Below are 13,633 nucleotides of genomic sequence, written 5' to 3'. Positions count from 1 at the left end.
CCCAATCAAAAAATCAAAGTCATCGAAAAAAAACTCTGGTTTCGGAGTATTGGCTTTTGTAGGATTGGGTCAACTCATTGCTAATATCAGTCTTGGTTTTGCAACACAAAAGATGGTAGCAATTGTATTAATGTGTGTATACTCGATGCTTTCGTTTATGTTGTTTCATTTCATTATGGAACTCCATAGGTATTATTATTTAAGGAAGCATATAGAAGATGGGGGTAGAACACATGAAACCATTTAAAGAGTCTGTATTGAATTTTAAGTATATAATCGTGGTTCTCCTATAGTCAGTAAAGAATGCGGAAAAGAAAAGGGAGAAGCAACATCATGAATATAGAATTACATTTAGATAAAGCAAGGGTGGGGAATTATGCAATTTTCTAAAGAAAAGTTTTTACCAAATGGTTCTATTGTTCTCTTAAAAGGAGGGACAAAAAAGGTTGTAATTTACGGAAGAAAACAACTACTTATGGTTGAAGAACCTGTATAACTACATAGGCTGTTTTTATTCAGAAGGATTATAAAACTAATCCACTTAACGAAGGTAGAACAGCTCCTAAAATTGTTGACAAGGGTACTTTTGATAAATATGGATTTGAAGGTATTGCATACGAATTACCTGACCCCACTAGTCGGTGGTTGGTAGAATATGGACGAAATGCTAAACTTATTAAGTAAGAGAGGAGAACGAGTTAAATGATTAAGCCTTTATACGCCGAAAATATTATAGTGGGTGTAAAATATAAAAATAAGCTCAATTGGTATATAAATGAATCGGATTTATGGTGTTTAGATTATAATCAAGCTGGTTATTCTCCTAGTGAATATCCAGAAGAAAGAAAAGGCATTAGTATTTTAAATGAGACTACAATAGCTAACTTTTTAGAAAGAATAGAAAAATATAAAAGATTTACAGAAGATATTAGGTTAGAATTTTTAAGGGAACTAAGAACTAATAGAGAAGAAGCCTATTATGATTATAATCCATGTTTCCTAATAGATTTTGAGCGTTTAATTTTTTATTCTAATTATCCGGAATCAATATCTTTTGAAGAATATATTCCGAATAACTGGAGAGGGTATTTACAGCGATTTGATGAAAAAGTACCCTATGAATATAGATACTGGGAAGATAAGAATAAAAGCTATTTAGTTAGAGAGGATTAGGTCATTGAAGAAAATAAATTAATTATGATAAAAGAAACATTTAAGAATGAAGAAACTGGTGAACTAACGCCAGGAGTTACTATAATACTTGATGGGAATGTAAGGGGATTATTGGAAATAATTGCAGGGAAACAAGGTTATTCGGATTATGCAGAAGCTCTAAAAGAAGTAATCTTTGAAGGGATTCATCATTTTGTGAAAAGAAATAAATAATAAGCTGACATATACTCTTAAGGTAAAGGGCAATTCCGAAAGGGGTATGCCCTTTTTATTTTGAAAATTTGAAATGTAACTAAGATATTACTTTTTTCTTATTTAGTGATACCAATATATTTAAGTGAAAATCTGTGGTGTGCTATGATTTAAGATTTCTTGCAACATTGCAATGTCTTTTGTTTATAGAACCAATAGCCGAAGGTTTTGCGCATGGTGTGAGTCCTAATAGATTCGATACAGGAAAAGTCTCCAGGTTTTTGAGATTTTTGATAAGTCTAGATCTTATTAATGGGTTGATCTTCTTTTCGAGAAGGGAATAATATTTCACAAAAGGTGTAAAATGGGATGTTGATTTAGATGGTGATGGTGAAAACAGGTTCGAAAAAAGCTTGGTCAACAATAGCGGGGTGGTTTAATTAACATGAAAAAAAATACAGATTTTAATAAAAAAGTTTTTGAATATTATATGGCTCTTTATCCTGTAAATGAAATAAGATTCCAAATAATTGCCCTTGTTCTTGTGGGAGCGGACATATTTATTCTGTTGCCCGCTTTTGCGAATCCTTTTCGATTACTCTATGTATATATAGTAACTCCTCCAGTTATTTTTTTAAATTTGTGGGCGATATGGATTGCTATCAACCCTCGGAAACGACAATTACAATACACCCTATTTCGAGGAGTATATGGCGCCATATGTTCAGTCGGATTATTGGTTATAACGCAAAAATATGCTTATGAAGTGTTACAATTACAAACTCCCATCTATTTTATTTTTTCAGTTGGTTTGTATGGTTTTGCTTTGTATTATTTTTATAAAAATCATATTGAAAAACTTCAGGAACCAAGAAAAAAATCAAAGTCGTCAAAAGGAAATGGTGGTGTAAAAGTAGCAGCTATTGCAGCGGGATCGGGGCAGTTAATTGCTAATATAATTCTTAGCATTGCAACACAACAGATGGGGGCAATTGTATTTATGTCTGCATGCACAGTGTTTTCGTTTGTTTTGTTTTATATGATTATAGAACTCCATAAGTATTATTATTTACGGAAGCATATAGAAGATGGAGGGAAAATACGTATAGGCTTTTAAAGAGGATTTGTTGCATTTCAAGTATATAATTGCACTCTTCTTATGGAAGCCATTCACGAGGCTTATAGCAATAAAAGAGGTATAAATGGAAGATTATATTCTGGTAAAACATCTGAAGGAATGAAAATTAGGTTTGTTCTTATTAAGGATAAGATTATAACTGTTTATCCCGTGTATTAAAGAATGTAAGGTACTCCAAAATGAGAGTAACTACTCAGCCCATAGTTAAAAATGCAAAGCAATGTGGAGGGAATTGTTAAGGAGCACTCCCCCTAAGTTTCAGATGAAATTAAATGATTGAATATTTACATTTAAATAACCGACTATTTATGCTTTAATATTTATATGTACATAACTGGGATAATTGGGAAATTATATTTAATATATTTTAAGAAAGGGGAATGTTTTTTATATGGAAACTCCAGAAAATCAATTTAAACGTGCACTTAATCCTTGGTTCTCCATTTGGACAAAACCACGTGATACAATGAAAGAAATTTTTATATCCAAACCAAAGAATGTGTTTTTACTCATTTTATTAGGCTCATTTGTACAGACTTTAGATCGAGCATCTTCTAAAAATGTGGGGGATTCAATAAGTAGTCCAGTTTCAATAATCTCAATGGTTATATTCGGTACCTTCGTTGCTTTCTTAATTTATTATTTTTTGCTACCAGCGTTATTTAATTGGGTGGCAAAAAAACTTGGTGGACAAGGTACCTTTGAAAAAACACGTTACTCAGTTGCCTATTCTTATATCCCTTACGTTTATTCTCTTATATTAGTTTGGGTGCCTTCATTTTTCTTGTTTGGGATAGAAAACTTTACGAGTGAGACACCGGAAATGGATAGTAGCATAACTTTAACGATTTTGTTTCTTATTTTTGCCATAATTGATATAGTTATTGGAATTTGGACAATCATTATTTCCTTAAAATGTTTAGGAGAAGCACAGCAATTTTCAGCATGGAAGGCATTATTAACAATAATAATATCCTTTATGATTATCATTCTTCCTTTGGTAATAATAGTATTTCTTATAGTAGGGGTTACAATCTTTTAATCATTGATTTGCTTCTTATTTATCCAAATGTTTTCTACGCGCTGTTAGTAATTGTTACAGGGTGAACAACCACATGATTCGGATGTTCCACTTGGCGAAGCGTATGACCTATATAATCAAATTGATCGCCCGTTTTACGGCCTGTTTTTCTTATTATCAGTGTTAACAGGAATTTGTGAAGGCAAACTTGAAAATCAAATATTAAACTATTAAAACCTTAAGGGAGTTAAGTAGATTGTCTTTGTTCGTCTCTTATTTTCCAATCGGAGAATAAGGGATGAATTTTTATGAAGGAGTAAATGCAGCCTTTGTTACCACTCCCGCCATTCCTCTGTTATATCTTCCTCAGATTCTAAGCCAGCTATTCGTGCAGCTGCATCGATAAATTCATAGAGATCTTCTCTTTCCATTGTTTCGATAAAATGGTCATGTTCGATATTTAGTTCATTTAATTTCATAACTTCGACTTCGGTTGGATTCTCACCTAATTGCTGTAAATTGTTAATGTAAGTGTCAAGGGCCGTATTTGTTGCGCTTATATTTTCTTCAGTGAAAAATTCCCCATCTTCATCATACTCAACCCATGAGGTTGTTGGTTTGTTTTTTTTCAATTCCTCAAATGTCATGATAACCTCCTAAATGTGTTTTTTGTCTTTAATTTCATTCTACATTTTCGATCCTATATAACAATCATTTAAGAGGAATTTTTTGTAGGCTGCTAGTTTTCTAACTTATTTTCCCCTCCGCATAAATATAATTTATCGCAAGAATGCATGAATAGATTACAAACTTTCTACCTTTGCGAAAAAGTTTGACAATACATACGGGTAGTGGTAATTTAAAGCCTATAAGAAAACTCGGTATTAATCCCGAGTTTTCTTATAGGTGTAAATAGTCGAGAGGGGTCGAAATATGAAGAAGAAGTTGTTTGTATTACCATTTGTCCTACTATTATTTATTGCATTAGCTGCTTGTTCAGGGGAAAAAGATTCGAAGCAAGCAGGCACTAGTAAATCAGGGACTCCGAAAGATGGAGGAACGTTAACGATTGGTGTTAGCGATAATCCGGATACGATGAATCCGCTTTATGCGAATGATCGTGTGTCGTTAACCGTGCAGCAAGCTTTATATGCACCGCTGTATCATATGGAAGACGGTAAGAAAAAATTTGTTCTTGCTGAGAGCTTTACGCCTTCAGAGGATCAATTAACATGGACTTTAAAACTAAAGGATAATTTGAAATGGCATGATGGTAAGAAAATTACATCAGACGATATTGCGTTTACATTCCAATCTATTTTAGATGAGAAACAAAATAGCTCAAGTCGTGAAAACTTTGTTTTTAAAGGAAAGCCACTTGAGGTGAAAAAGGTAGATGAGTTAACAACTCAATTCGTTTTACCACAAGTAAGTGCATCTTTTGAAGGTGTAATGAATGATTTCTTCCCAATTCCGAAGCATGTATTTGAAGGGGAAGCAGATTTAGCGAAGAGTAAGAAAAACTTACAGCCTGTAGGATCAGGTCCATTTAAGTTTAAAGAATATAAATCAGATGAGTACGTTGCATTAGATCGATTCGATGATTATGTAGGTGGTAAAGCGAAGTTAGACTCTATCGTATACCGCGTTGTAAAAGACCGTAATACAGCAAATGTTTCACTACAAAATGGTCAAATCAACATGAAGATGATTGAGCCGCAAGACTTTAAGAAATTAGATAGCACTGGGAACTTCTCGATGGTGACATTCCCTGAAGGTAGATTATTCTACTTATCTTATAACCAAAATACAGATCTAATGAAGAAAAAAGAAGTGCGCCAAGCAATTGCGCATGCGTTAGATAAGAAAGAAATGATTAACTCAGCATTCGTTTCGAGTCAATTTGCAGAACCAGCAAATTCAATCTTAACGCCAGACGCTATGTATTATGCAAAAGACATTAAAGATTATAAGTATGATAAGAAAGAAGCAAAAGATTTATTAGCAAAAGCTGGCGTGAAAGATAAAGAAAAAGTACGCGTTATGTATGTAACGAATAATAAAATTATGGAAAGCTTAGCGCTTTATACACAACAAAAATTACAAGAAGTTGGCTTAGAAGTTGAACTGAATGCATTAGATGCTAGTGCAGCAAGTGACAAAAGCTTAGATAAAGAGAATAAAGAATATGATATTACATTCGGTGGTTACATAATGGGACCTGAGCCAGATTCATATAAGAGCTTATTCTTAAGTAATGCTGAATACAATTACGCACGTTATAAAAACGCTGATTTCGATAAGTTATGGGAAGAAGCTGCAGTTGAAACAGATAAAACAAAACGCGCAGAACTATACCATAAAATTCAAGAGACAGCTAGAGAAGACTTACCTTATCTACCAATCGCGTATCCGAAAGCAGTTATTGCAGTAGATAAGAAGTTTGATGGATTGAAAGAAGCAAAAGCAATTCCAGTTACAATGTTTGAAGATTTATCTAAGATTTATGAAGTGAAATAAGAAACAAACAGTAAAGAAGCTGGTGGAAATCAGCTTCTTTATCTGAGGGGGGAAGTTTGTGTATAAAGTAATTGCGAAGAGGCTTTTAAATGCAATTCCGCTTTTATTTGTTATTTCTATTATTTCTTTTTTATTAATAAAACTAGCACCGGGCGATCCAGTTCGAAACTTTGTTACGCCGAATATGAGTCCAATTGATGTTGAGCGTATTCGCAAAAGTTTAGGGCTCGATCAACCGATTTATATGCAGTATATTTTATGGTTGAAAAATATTGTAACAGGGAACTTTGGTTATTCACTTCAAAACCATCGACCTGTTTTAGACCTTATTGTAGAAAGGTTACCTGCGACGATTGGGTTGATGGGATCATCTTTACTTGTCTCATTTGTAATTGCAATCCCGCTTGGACTACTTACAGGTGTGAAAAAGAATTCTATCTTTGATCGCATTGTGAACTTTATCTCTTATGTGGGAATTTCCATGCCAGTCTTTTGGTTCGCGTTATTATTAATTTACTTATTCTCTTTAAAGTTGAATCTTCTTCCGAGTATGGGTATGCGTACAGTCGGTCAAGATTCCGTCTGGGATATTGTCCAGCACGGCATTTTACCTTGTATGGTGCTAGCGTTCCAAAACGTTTCTGTTTATATGAGATATATTCGTTCCAGTACAATTCAGCAATTAGAAGAAGACTATGTACAAATTCAATATGCGTACGGTGCTTCAAAGAAAACCGTTTTATTTAATCACGTACTTCGAAATGTATTAATACCGATTATCACGATTTTTGGATTATCTATTCCGAGTTTAGTAGGCGGAGCGTTTATTACGGAAACAGTATTCTCATGGCCGGGACTTGGTTCACTTGGGGTAAATGCTATTTTTAGATTTGATTATCCAATTATTATGGCAATTACATTACTATCATCATTCATGTTAATTCTCGGTAATTTAATTGCTGATATTTTATATGGCGTAGTAGATCCGCGCATTCGAATGAGGGGGTGATTTGGAATGAATAATAGGAGATTTCAAACGATAAAAAGTAGTTTTACGAAAAATAAGTTTGTACTAATGGGAGTGATTATCCTTGCGGTTTTAACAATTGCATCGATTTTTGCATTCGTATCGCCATACGATCCTAGCAAAATGTCGATTCCAGATCGCTTACAAGAACCGAGTATGAGTCATCCTTTCGGCACGGATGATTACGGAAGGGATTACTTAACGAGGGCATTATATGGAGGAAGAGTTTCACTTGCGGTCGGTTTCCTTGCAATGGTTGTTTCTATTACAATCGGAACCGCGGTCGGAACAATTAGCGGATATTTTGGCGGAAAGTTAGACAACTTCTTAATGCGAATTGTTGAAGTACTTATGTCCATTCCATCATTCTTCTTAATGCTGTTATTAAATGCTTATTTAAAACCAGGGATTACGACGTTAGTTCTTATTATTGGATTACTAACATGGATGGACACCGCTCGTATTGTAAGGGCAGAAACGCTATCTGTAAAAGAGCGTGAGTACGTTTTATATGCAAAAGTATCAGGACAGAAATCACTCACAATTATTGTAAGACATATCATTCCTAACATTTTATCAACCATTATTATCGCTGCGACATTAACAATTGCGACATCGATTTTAATGGAATCATCACTTAGCTTTTTAGGTTTAGGTATTAGAGAACCAGATTCTTCTTGGGGCAGCATGCTAAACAATGCGCAAGGATACATAGGTGAAGCTTGGTATTTAACACTCTTCCCAGGGTTCCTTATTCTTTTAACGGTACTTAGCTTTAACGTAATTGGTGAAGCATTGAAGAAAGCTTTCGCGCCAAAAGGAGCTGGAAATGAAAACTAAAGTGTTAAGTGAAAGGAGTGAGAAGCTTGTCTGAAAAACTATTAGAAGTGAATAATTTAAAGACTTCTTTTTTCATAGAAAGCGGAGAAGTAGAAGCGGTTCGCGGCGTTACATTTCGTTTACATAAAGGAGAAGTAGTTGGTATCGTTGGGGAGTCTGGAAGCGGAAAGAGTGTGATGGCGAAGTCTGTTATGTCTCTCGTTACATCACCAGGGAAAGTGAAAGAAGGGGAAATTCTTTTTCATAATGAAAATATCCTTTCTAAATCTGAGAAAGAATTGCGTTCTATTAGAGGAAATCAAATTTCACTTATATCCCAAGATCCAATGTCTGCGCTAAATCCAGTCGTGAAAATTGGAAAGCAAATGACGGAAGTAATTATACGGCATCAAAAAGTGAAAAAGAAAGAAGCGGAGCAGATTGCGGTCAACTTGTTAAAACAAGTCGGTCTTTCTTCACCAGAAGAAAGGATAAAACAATATCCACATGAACTAAGCGGCGGTATGAAGCAGCGAGTTATGATCGCAATGGCAATGTCTTGTAACCCAGACCTTCTCATTGCGGACGAACCGACGACAGCACTTGATGTAACGATACAAGCACAAATACTAGATTTAATGAAAAACTTAAAAAACGAAACGAACATGGCGTTACTTCTTATTACGCATGACTTAGGAATAGTCGCACAAAACTGTACACGCGTTATCGTTATGTATGGCGGACTTATTATGGAAGAAGGACCTGTACTTGATATTTTCCAATCGCCGAATCATCCATATACGAAAGGGCTATTAAACTCTCTGCCGAAAATATCGAACGGCGTAAAAGAAAGACTCGCGCCAATTCAAGGTGTAACGCCAAACTTATTAAACCCGCCACAAGGTTGCCCATTCGCAGAGCGTTGCCCGCAAGCGATGGACATTTGTGAAAAAGAGCGTCCGCCATATTTTGAAATCGGAAACGAAAGACGTTCCATGTGCTGGTTAAACGATAAGACAGTAGGTGAATCACATGCATGAAGAAAACTTAATTGAAGTTCGGAACTTAAAAAAGTATTTTCCTATTAAAAAGGGGCTATTCGGCAGAAAAACAGAGCAATTAAAAGCAGTCGATGACCTCAGCTTCACAATTAAAAAGGGTGAAACATTCGGATTAGTAGGAGAATCGGGCTGCGGAAAATCAACGACAGGAAGAAGTATCATTCGTTTACACGATGTCACTTCAGGGAACATCCTATTCGACGGAAAAGACATTGCAAGTTTAAAGGAAAGTGAACTAAAAGAATATAGAAAACGAATGCAAATCATTTTCCAAGATCCATACGCATCATTAAATCCGTCGATGAACGTATTCCAAATTATTAGCGAGCCAATGAACATTCACGGCTCTTACGAAAAAGAAGAGCAAAAAGAAATTATATTAGACCTTCTAAAAAAGGTAGGATTAAAAGAAGAACACTTATATCGCTACCCGCACGAATTTAGTGGAGGCCAGCGCCAGCGCATCAGCATCGCGCGCGCACTATCTGTAAAACCAGATTTCATCTTATGTGACGAACCAATCTCAGCACTAGATGTCTCCGTCCAAGCACAAGTTGTAAACATGCTGCAAGACATCCAAGAAGAAACAGGCGTCACATACTTATTCATCGCACATGACTTATCGATGGTAAGACACATATCAGATCGAATCGGAGTCATGTACTTAGGAAACATAGTAGAAATTGCCGACAGCGAAGACCTATACACAAAACCGGCACATCCATACACACAAGCACTACTCTCATCTATGCCAGAACCAGATCCAACAAACATAGGCAAAGAACGGATCATTTTGCAAGGAGAAGTACCAAGCCCACTCAACTCACCATCCGGCTGCAAATTCAGAACGCGCTGCAAATTCGCCACTGAAAAATGCGCACAGGAAGTACCGAAGATGGTTGAGATTGCGAAGGGGCATCAGGTGGCTTGTCATTTGTTTTAGAGTGGGGGAAAGCATCGGGGGGACCTGGTGCTTTTTTTCTTTGTAGGTGAACGTGATGTGGGATTGGTTGTTAGTTTAGGAGATAACGCGCTCGAAATTTGTCGGTAAATCGATATGTTGTGTCGAAACGTTGATATATTCGGAGTTACGATCGATATAATCGAATAATCGTTGATATATTTTTTTAAAGAGTGGGATTGGTTGTAGATTAATGTAGAAATTTAATGTTTTCGAAAAAAAGAATTGACTTCTATATTAGTTGTAACTAAAATAGTTACATAAAGATGTAATTAATTTAGTTACAACTAATATCTGCTAAAAATATGATTTATATATTTAATTAAGGATGGTGGTCCATACGTTGCCACCCGGTGTAGAAAGTTACTAACACATTCAAATCAATGCATATTCCAAGCTTTAGTATTTTCTGTTACGGAGCAATAAGGTGCAATGTTATCTTTTGTTAAAAACCTTGGTGGATCTTTCTTTGGAAATATTAGTTTTGGGGAAATATAGTAAGGTATCTAAAAAAGAACAAGGTATAAAAAGATGTACCTATATAAACCAAAAATTTAGTTGAGCTGGATAATAAAAAAAAGGTAGGAGATTTAAATGGAGACGAAACAAGATAATCTTATTTACGTATGGGATGCATATTGTGGATGGTGCTATGGTTTTTCAGAAAGTATTAAAGGATTTTACAAAAACCACACTGAAGTACCATTAACGGTTTTATGTGGAGGGCTATTTTTAGATAATTTACCAATGAAAAACTTCTCATATATAGAAGAAGGAAATAAAAGAATTAATCAACTTACAGGTGCTGAATTTGGTCCTTCCTATCAAAAATTGGTGGAGGAAGGGACTTTTAAAATGAATTCGAAAGATGCTGCAATTGGCTTTTCAGCTTTACGCTCATTAGCGCCAGACCGTTTATTAGAATTCACTTCAGCTATGCAAAAAGCGTTTTATTATGAGGGCCAAAGTCTGAGTGATCCTGAAACATATCGCAAAATTGCAATCGAGCATGGTTTGGACCCTGAACAAGTATTGGAACGTTTAAACGCTCAAGAAACAATAATAGATGTCCAAAATGATTTCAATAAAGTTCGACAGCTTGATGTTAATAGCTATCCTTCATTACTTTTACAAAAGGATAATCAAATTATTCCTATTGGTGGTGGCGTAATGACACCGGATAAAATTGAAGCGCGTTTTAAAAATTTATATTAAGAAAATTTAGGATATAGTAGCAAACATGTTATCTTAGGCCATCTGACATTCATCTCCGGAATATTCGCTAGTACTATTACACTTTCAGATAAATGGGAGTGGGAGATTTTATCGGAACAAGATAAAAATATGATGATTAGTTAATAACTTTAACAAAAGGAGAATAACATACTATGTTTAAAACAATCGATACAAATCAAAAAGATGTGAAATTAACGGTGTTTAGTTCGGACGAAAAAAGCTTTATGGTCACAGCAACATTAGTTGAGAAAGCAGGACATGCATTTTTAATAAACTCAAAATTTACGCAGTCTGATTCGAAAGAAATTGTAGAGTATTTGAAAAAAAACAACTTATCTCTAGATAAAATCTTTATTATTCATGGGGATCCAGACTACTACTTTGGATTAGAGAGCATTAAAGCCTTTTACCCAGAAGCTATAGCGTATGCAACAGAGTCTACTGTTGAACATATCGTTCATTCTGTCTTAGGGAAATTAAAAGTTTGGAAAGACGTCCTTGGAGAAAATGCACCAAGTAACGTGGTATTACCTCAAGTATTTAAAGAAAAAGCGATTGATTTTCAGGGGTTAACATTTGAACTAGTAGGCTTAGATCATTACAGAACTAGCCTATTTAATAAAGAACTAAAAGTATTAATTGGTGGTATCGATGTATTTAACGAAATACATGTATTCTTAGCGGATACTAGCTCAAAAGCGGATATGGAGGCATGGATTGAGAACTTGAAAGTATTACAAGCATTACATGCTGACATAATTGTGCCTAGCCATGGATCAATCGAAAAATCCCTAAATAATCAAGCACTTACTGCGACAATGGATTATCTAAGAACGGCGGTTCAAGCTTCTGAGGAAAGTGGAACTTCAAAAGATTTTGTGGCAAAACTTGAAGCAGCATATCCAGGCTATGCAAATAAAGGTGTATTAGAATTAAGTGCAAAAGTTGTAACAAAAGAAATGCCTTGGGGTTAATGATATGAATAAATATCAAAAACTATTACATGAAACGTATGTGTTAACTGGCGAAGGGAAATTGGATGCGTTCAAAACGTATTTAAGTGAAAATGTATCTTGGACAGAAGCTGCTGGGTTTCCATATGCAGGTACTTATATAGGTCCAGATGAAGTAGTGAAAAACGTACATGAACGTCTTGGCACAGAATGGGATGACTATAGCGCTAAAGATGAAATTTATGCTTTTAATAACAATACTGTTATCGTTTATGGAAAATATAGTGGAACATATAAAGCTACAGGGAAGTCATTTGTAGCAGATTTTTGTCACCTTTATAAGTTTGATGAGAACGATAAGGTTAAGAAGTTTATTCAAATTGTGGACAGTGCAACTGTTAATGAGGTATTAAGTTAGAATTAATCGTTTCTAATATGCCTTGTATAGGGGGAGGTTAGGATAAATGAAATTCCTAACATTACCCCTGATATTACATTTTGGGGAAGGTTTCTCCTTCTTCAAACTTTTTATAGAAGAAAACTTATTTAAGTAGAAGAGGTAGGTATATATGAAATTAGAGAAAAGTTTAATCATAGCAATTATTTCTGTATTTATTTTAGGAGTAGTTTCGACTTTGGTATATCAAGCTTCCAACGGTAATAACAAAGGGAACTCAATAAAGAGTGAAAATGTCGCTTCTGTATCAAAAGAAGTAAAAGAAAATGAAAAGAATAAAAAGATGGTAGTTGATTTCTATAATGAAGTTTTTAACAAACATAATATCGATATTATCCCTAAATATGTTAGCGAAGATTATAAGCAACATAATCCTTTTGTTGCTGATGGACGAAAAGCCTTCATGGATTTCTTTAAGGAGGATTTTGTTAAAAATCCTAATTCCTCTGCAGAGATTAAACGTGTAGTAGCTGAAGGGGATACAGTTGCTCTTCATGTACACTCTCGTACTAATTCTCAAGATAAGGGAGTTGCTATAGTGGATATATTTCGTATCAAGGATGGAAAGATTGTCGAACACTGGGATGTAATTCAAGAGATTCCAAGTGAAGCAGCTAATGATAATACGATGTTTTAGAGAGAAGATATATTTAATAATTGTTTAATTGATAGTGCTTTGTAGAATTTAGAAATTTAGATAATTAGTCATCAAATTTGGAAATCATTTAAAAATAGCATATTAAATGATGGCACAAATTAATACGAAATAGCTCTTTAATAAAAAATCCTACTCATTAAAAAATGAGTAGGATTTTTTATTAAAGAATAGTGCTAATTTTGTGGTTCGGCACCATCTAAATTTGGAAACCATGAAAGTATAGGTACTCTATATCCACGTAAAGTAAAATCGTAATTTTTTCCTTCTTTTATGTTTGCTTGCAGATTCACTGAATGAAACTTCATCATAAGAAGGCTATCCTCATTAGAAATAACTTTTTCGGTTCCATTTTTTTGCTCAACCTAGTACAATCTTACCAATTTAAAAAAGACCACCATTACTGGCAGTCCTTTTTTG

At 34.7% G+C, this 13,633-nt stretch carries 17 protein-coding genes and 3 pseudogenes; 17 read left to right on the top strand and 3 right to left on the bottom strand.

Annotated features, from left to right (window positions below; translation table 11 throughout):
- The 4 genes and pseudogenes from ACQGS6_RS14705 to ACQGS6_RS14690 form a co-directional block, all read left to right on the top strand.
- Positions 1–247 (top strand): annotated as a pseudogene (locus ACQGS6_RS14705) (hypothetical protein); the annotation flags it as partial.
- A 129-nt stretch (positions 248–376) separates the two neighbouring features.
- A pseudogene (locus ACQGS6_RS14700) lies at positions 377–524 on the top strand (DUF4176 domain-containing protein); the annotation flags it as partial.
- A gap of 178 nt (positions 525–702) precedes the next feature.
- Positions 703–1,173, top strand: a complete 471-nt coding sequence (locus tag ACQGS6_RS14695) for a hypothetical protein (protein ID WP_000595040.1) — start codon at positions 703–705, stop codon at positions 1,171–1,173.
- Between the two features lie 3 nt (positions 1,174–1,176).
- Complete coding sequence (locus tag ACQGS6_RS14690) at positions 1,177–1,386, top strand: hypothetical protein (protein WP_043308071.1); 210 nt, start codon at positions 1,177–1,179, stop codon at positions 1,384–1,386.
- Between the two features lie 98 nt (positions 1,387–1,484).
- Here ACQGS6_RS14690 and ACQGS6_RS14685 read toward each other — a convergent pair.
- Positions 1,485–1,709 (bottom strand): annotated as a pseudogene (locus ACQGS6_RS14685) (tyrosine-type recombinase/integrase); the annotation flags it as partial.
- 101 nt (positions 1,710–1,810) lie between these two features.
- Between ACQGS6_RS14685 and ACQGS6_RS14680 the strand changes: the two are divergent.
- The 4 genes from ACQGS6_RS14680 to ACQGS6_RS14665 all read left to right on the top strand — a co-directional run bounded on the left by ACQGS6_RS14680 (position 1,811) and on the right by ACQGS6_RS14665 (position 3,758).
- Complete coding sequence (locus ACQGS6_RS14680; protein ID WP_000742405.1) at positions 1,811–2,482, top strand: hypothetical protein; 672 nt, start codon at positions 1,811–1,813, stop codon at positions 2,480–2,482.
- A gap of 42 nt (positions 2,483–2,524) precedes the next feature.
- On the top strand, positions 2,525–2,662 hold the full coding sequence (locus ACQGS6_RS14675; protein WP_084796672.1) for an EndoU domain-containing protein: 138 nt from the start codon (positions 2,525–2,527) through the stop codon (positions 2,660–2,662).
- A 232-nt stretch (positions 2,663–2,894) separates the two neighbouring features.
- Entirely contained in the window at positions 2,895–3,545 is a 651-nt protein-coding gene (locus ACQGS6_RS14670; RefSeq protein ID WP_242785436.1) for a Yip1 family protein, read from the top strand.
- 51 nt (positions 3,546–3,596) lie between these two features.
- The gene (locus ACQGS6_RS14665; RefSeq protein WP_242785438.1) at positions 3,597–3,758 is read left to right on the top strand and encodes a hypothetical protein; all 162 of its coding nucleotides are present in this window, start codon (positions 3,597–3,599) and stop codon (positions 3,756–3,758) included.
- Positions 3,759–3,856: 98 nt separating this feature from the next.
- Here the strand turns inward: ACQGS6_RS14665 and ACQGS6_RS14660 are convergent, their stop codons facing one another.
- A complete protein-coding gene (locus tag ACQGS6_RS14660; RefSeq protein WP_242785440.1) occupies positions 3,857–4,171 on the bottom strand; it encodes a hypothetical protein in 315 nt (104 codons plus the stop codon).
- A gap of 286 nt (positions 4,172–4,457) precedes the next feature.
- Here ACQGS6_RS14660 and ACQGS6_RS14655 point away from each other — a divergent pair, with 286 nt between their 5' ends.
- The 9 genes from ACQGS6_RS14655 (at position 4,458) to ACQGS6_RS14615 (ending at position 13,195) form a co-directional block, all read left to right on the top strand.
- Complete coding sequence (locus ACQGS6_RS14655; protein WP_242785441.1) at positions 4,458–6,044, top strand: ABC transporter substrate-binding protein; 1,587 nt, start codon at positions 4,458–4,460, stop codon at positions 6,042–6,044.
- A gap of 58 nt (positions 6,045–6,102) precedes the next feature.
- Entirely contained in the window at positions 6,103–7,053 is a 951-nt protein-coding gene (locus ACQGS6_RS14650) for an ABC transporter permease (RefSeq protein ID WP_242785442.1), read from the top strand.
- Positions 7,054–7,059: 6 nt separating this feature from the next.
- A complete protein-coding gene (locus tag ACQGS6_RS14645; protein WP_001065306.1) occupies positions 7,060–7,911 on the top strand; it encodes an ABC transporter permease in 852 nt (283 codons plus the stop codon).
- A 26-nt stretch (positions 7,912–7,937) separates the two neighbouring features.
- Entirely contained in the window at positions 7,938–8,930 is a 993-nt protein-coding gene (locus ACQGS6_RS14640; RefSeq protein ID WP_242785443.1) for an ABC transporter ATP-binding protein, read from the top strand.
- The gene (locus ACQGS6_RS14635) at positions 8,923–9,894 is read left to right on the top strand and encodes an ABC transporter ATP-binding protein (RefSeq protein WP_242785444.1); all 972 of its coding nucleotides are present in this window, start codon (positions 8,923–8,925) and stop codon (positions 9,892–9,894) included. The genes ACQGS6_RS14640 and ACQGS6_RS14635 overlap by 8 nt, the downstream gene beginning before the upstream one ends.
- Positions 9,895–10,506: 612 nt before the next feature.
- Entirely contained in the window at positions 10,507–11,127 is a 621-nt protein-coding gene (locus ACQGS6_RS14630; protein WP_000448621.1) for a DsbA family protein, read from the top strand.
- A 173-nt stretch (positions 11,128–11,300) separates the two neighbouring features.
- Positions 11,301–12,122: a hypothetical protein gene (locus tag ACQGS6_RS14625; RefSeq protein ID WP_000477267.1), complete on the top strand. Its 822-nt coding sequence runs from the start codon at positions 11,301–11,303 to the stop codon at positions 12,120–12,122.
- Between the two features lie 4 nt (positions 12,123–12,126).
- Complete coding sequence (locus tag ACQGS6_RS14620) at positions 12,127–12,519, top strand: nuclear transport factor 2 family protein (protein WP_001046361.1); 393 nt, start codon at positions 12,127–12,129, stop codon at positions 12,517–12,519.
- Between the two features lie 151 nt (positions 12,520–12,670).
- Positions 12,671–13,195 (top strand): nuclear transport factor 2 family protein, encoded by a 525-nt coding sequence (locus ACQGS6_RS14615; RefSeq protein WP_000764201.1) that lies wholly within the window; start codon positions 12,671–12,673, stop codon positions 13,193–13,195.
- Positions 13,196–13,389: 194 nt separating this feature from the next.
- Here the strand turns inward: ACQGS6_RS14615 and ACQGS6_RS14610 are convergent, their stop codons facing one another.
- The gene (locus ACQGS6_RS14610; RefSeq protein WP_000975275.1) at positions 13,390–13,524 is read right to left on the bottom strand and encodes a hypothetical protein; all 135 of its coding nucleotides are present in this window, start codon (positions 13,522–13,524) and stop codon (positions 13,390–13,392) included.
- Between the last annotated feature and the right edge of the window lie 109 nt (positions 13,525–13,633).

The sequence above is a fragment of the Bacillus sp. GMs2/2 genome, assembly GCF_050172095.1.
Taxonomy (GTDB): domain Bacteria; phylum Bacillota; class Bacilli; order Bacillales; family Bacillaceae_G; genus Bacillus_A; species Bacillus_A cereus.
The sequence above is the reverse complement of the archived record's forward strand: the minus strand, read 5'-3'. Positions and strand labels throughout refer to the sequence as shown.

Bases quoted from the DNA above. Each gene is read 5' to 3' on its own strand.
- ACQGS6_RS14695 (WP_000595040.1), top strand. From the start codon at position 703: ATGATTAAGCCTTTATACGCCGAAAATATTATAGTGGGTGTAAAATAT.
- ACQGS6_RS14680 (WP_000742405.1), top strand. From the start codon at position 1,811: ATGAAAAAAAATACAGATTTTAATAAAAAAGTTTTTGAATATTATATG.
- ACQGS6_RS14675 (WP_084796672.1), top strand. From the start codon at position 2,525: ATGGAAGCCATTCACGAGGCTTATAGCAATAAAAGAGGTATAAATGGA.
- ACQGS6_RS14670 (WP_242785436.1), top strand. From the start codon at position 2,895: ATGGAAACTCCAGAAAATCAATTTAAACGTGCACTTAATCCTTGGTTC.
- ACQGS6_RS14660 (WP_242785440.1), bottom strand. From the start codon at position 4,171: ATGACATTTGAGGAATTGAAAAAAAACAAACCAACAACCTCATGGGTT.
- ACQGS6_RS14655 (WP_242785441.1), top strand. From the start codon at position 4,458: ATGAAGAAGAAGTTGTTTGTATTACCATTTGTCCTACTATTATTTATT.
- ACQGS6_RS14645 (WP_001065306.1), top strand. From the start codon at position 7,060: ATGAATAATAGGAGATTTCAAACGATAAAAAGTAGTTTTACGAAAAAT.
- ACQGS6_RS14635 (WP_242785444.1), top strand. From the start codon at position 8,923: ATGCATGAAGAAAACTTAATTGAAGTTCGGAACTTAAAAAAGTATTTT.
- ACQGS6_RS14630 (WP_000448621.1), top strand. From the start codon at position 10,507: ATGGAGACGAAACAAGATAATCTTATTTACGTATGGGATGCATATTGT.
- ACQGS6_RS14625 (WP_000477267.1), top strand. From the start codon at position 11,301: ATGTTTAAAACAATCGATACAAATCAAAAAGATGTGAAATTAACGGTG.
- ACQGS6_RS14620 (WP_001046361.1), top strand. From the start codon at position 12,127: ATGAATAAATATCAAAAACTATTACATGAAACGTATGTGTTAACTGGC.
- ACQGS6_RS14615 (WP_000764201.1), top strand. From the start codon at position 12,671: ATGAAATTAGAGAAAAGTTTAATCATAGCAATTATTTCTGTATTTATT.
- ACQGS6_RS14610 (WP_000975275.1), bottom strand. From the start codon at position 13,524: ATGATGAAGTTTCATTCAGTGAATCTGCAAGCAAACATAAAAGAAGGA.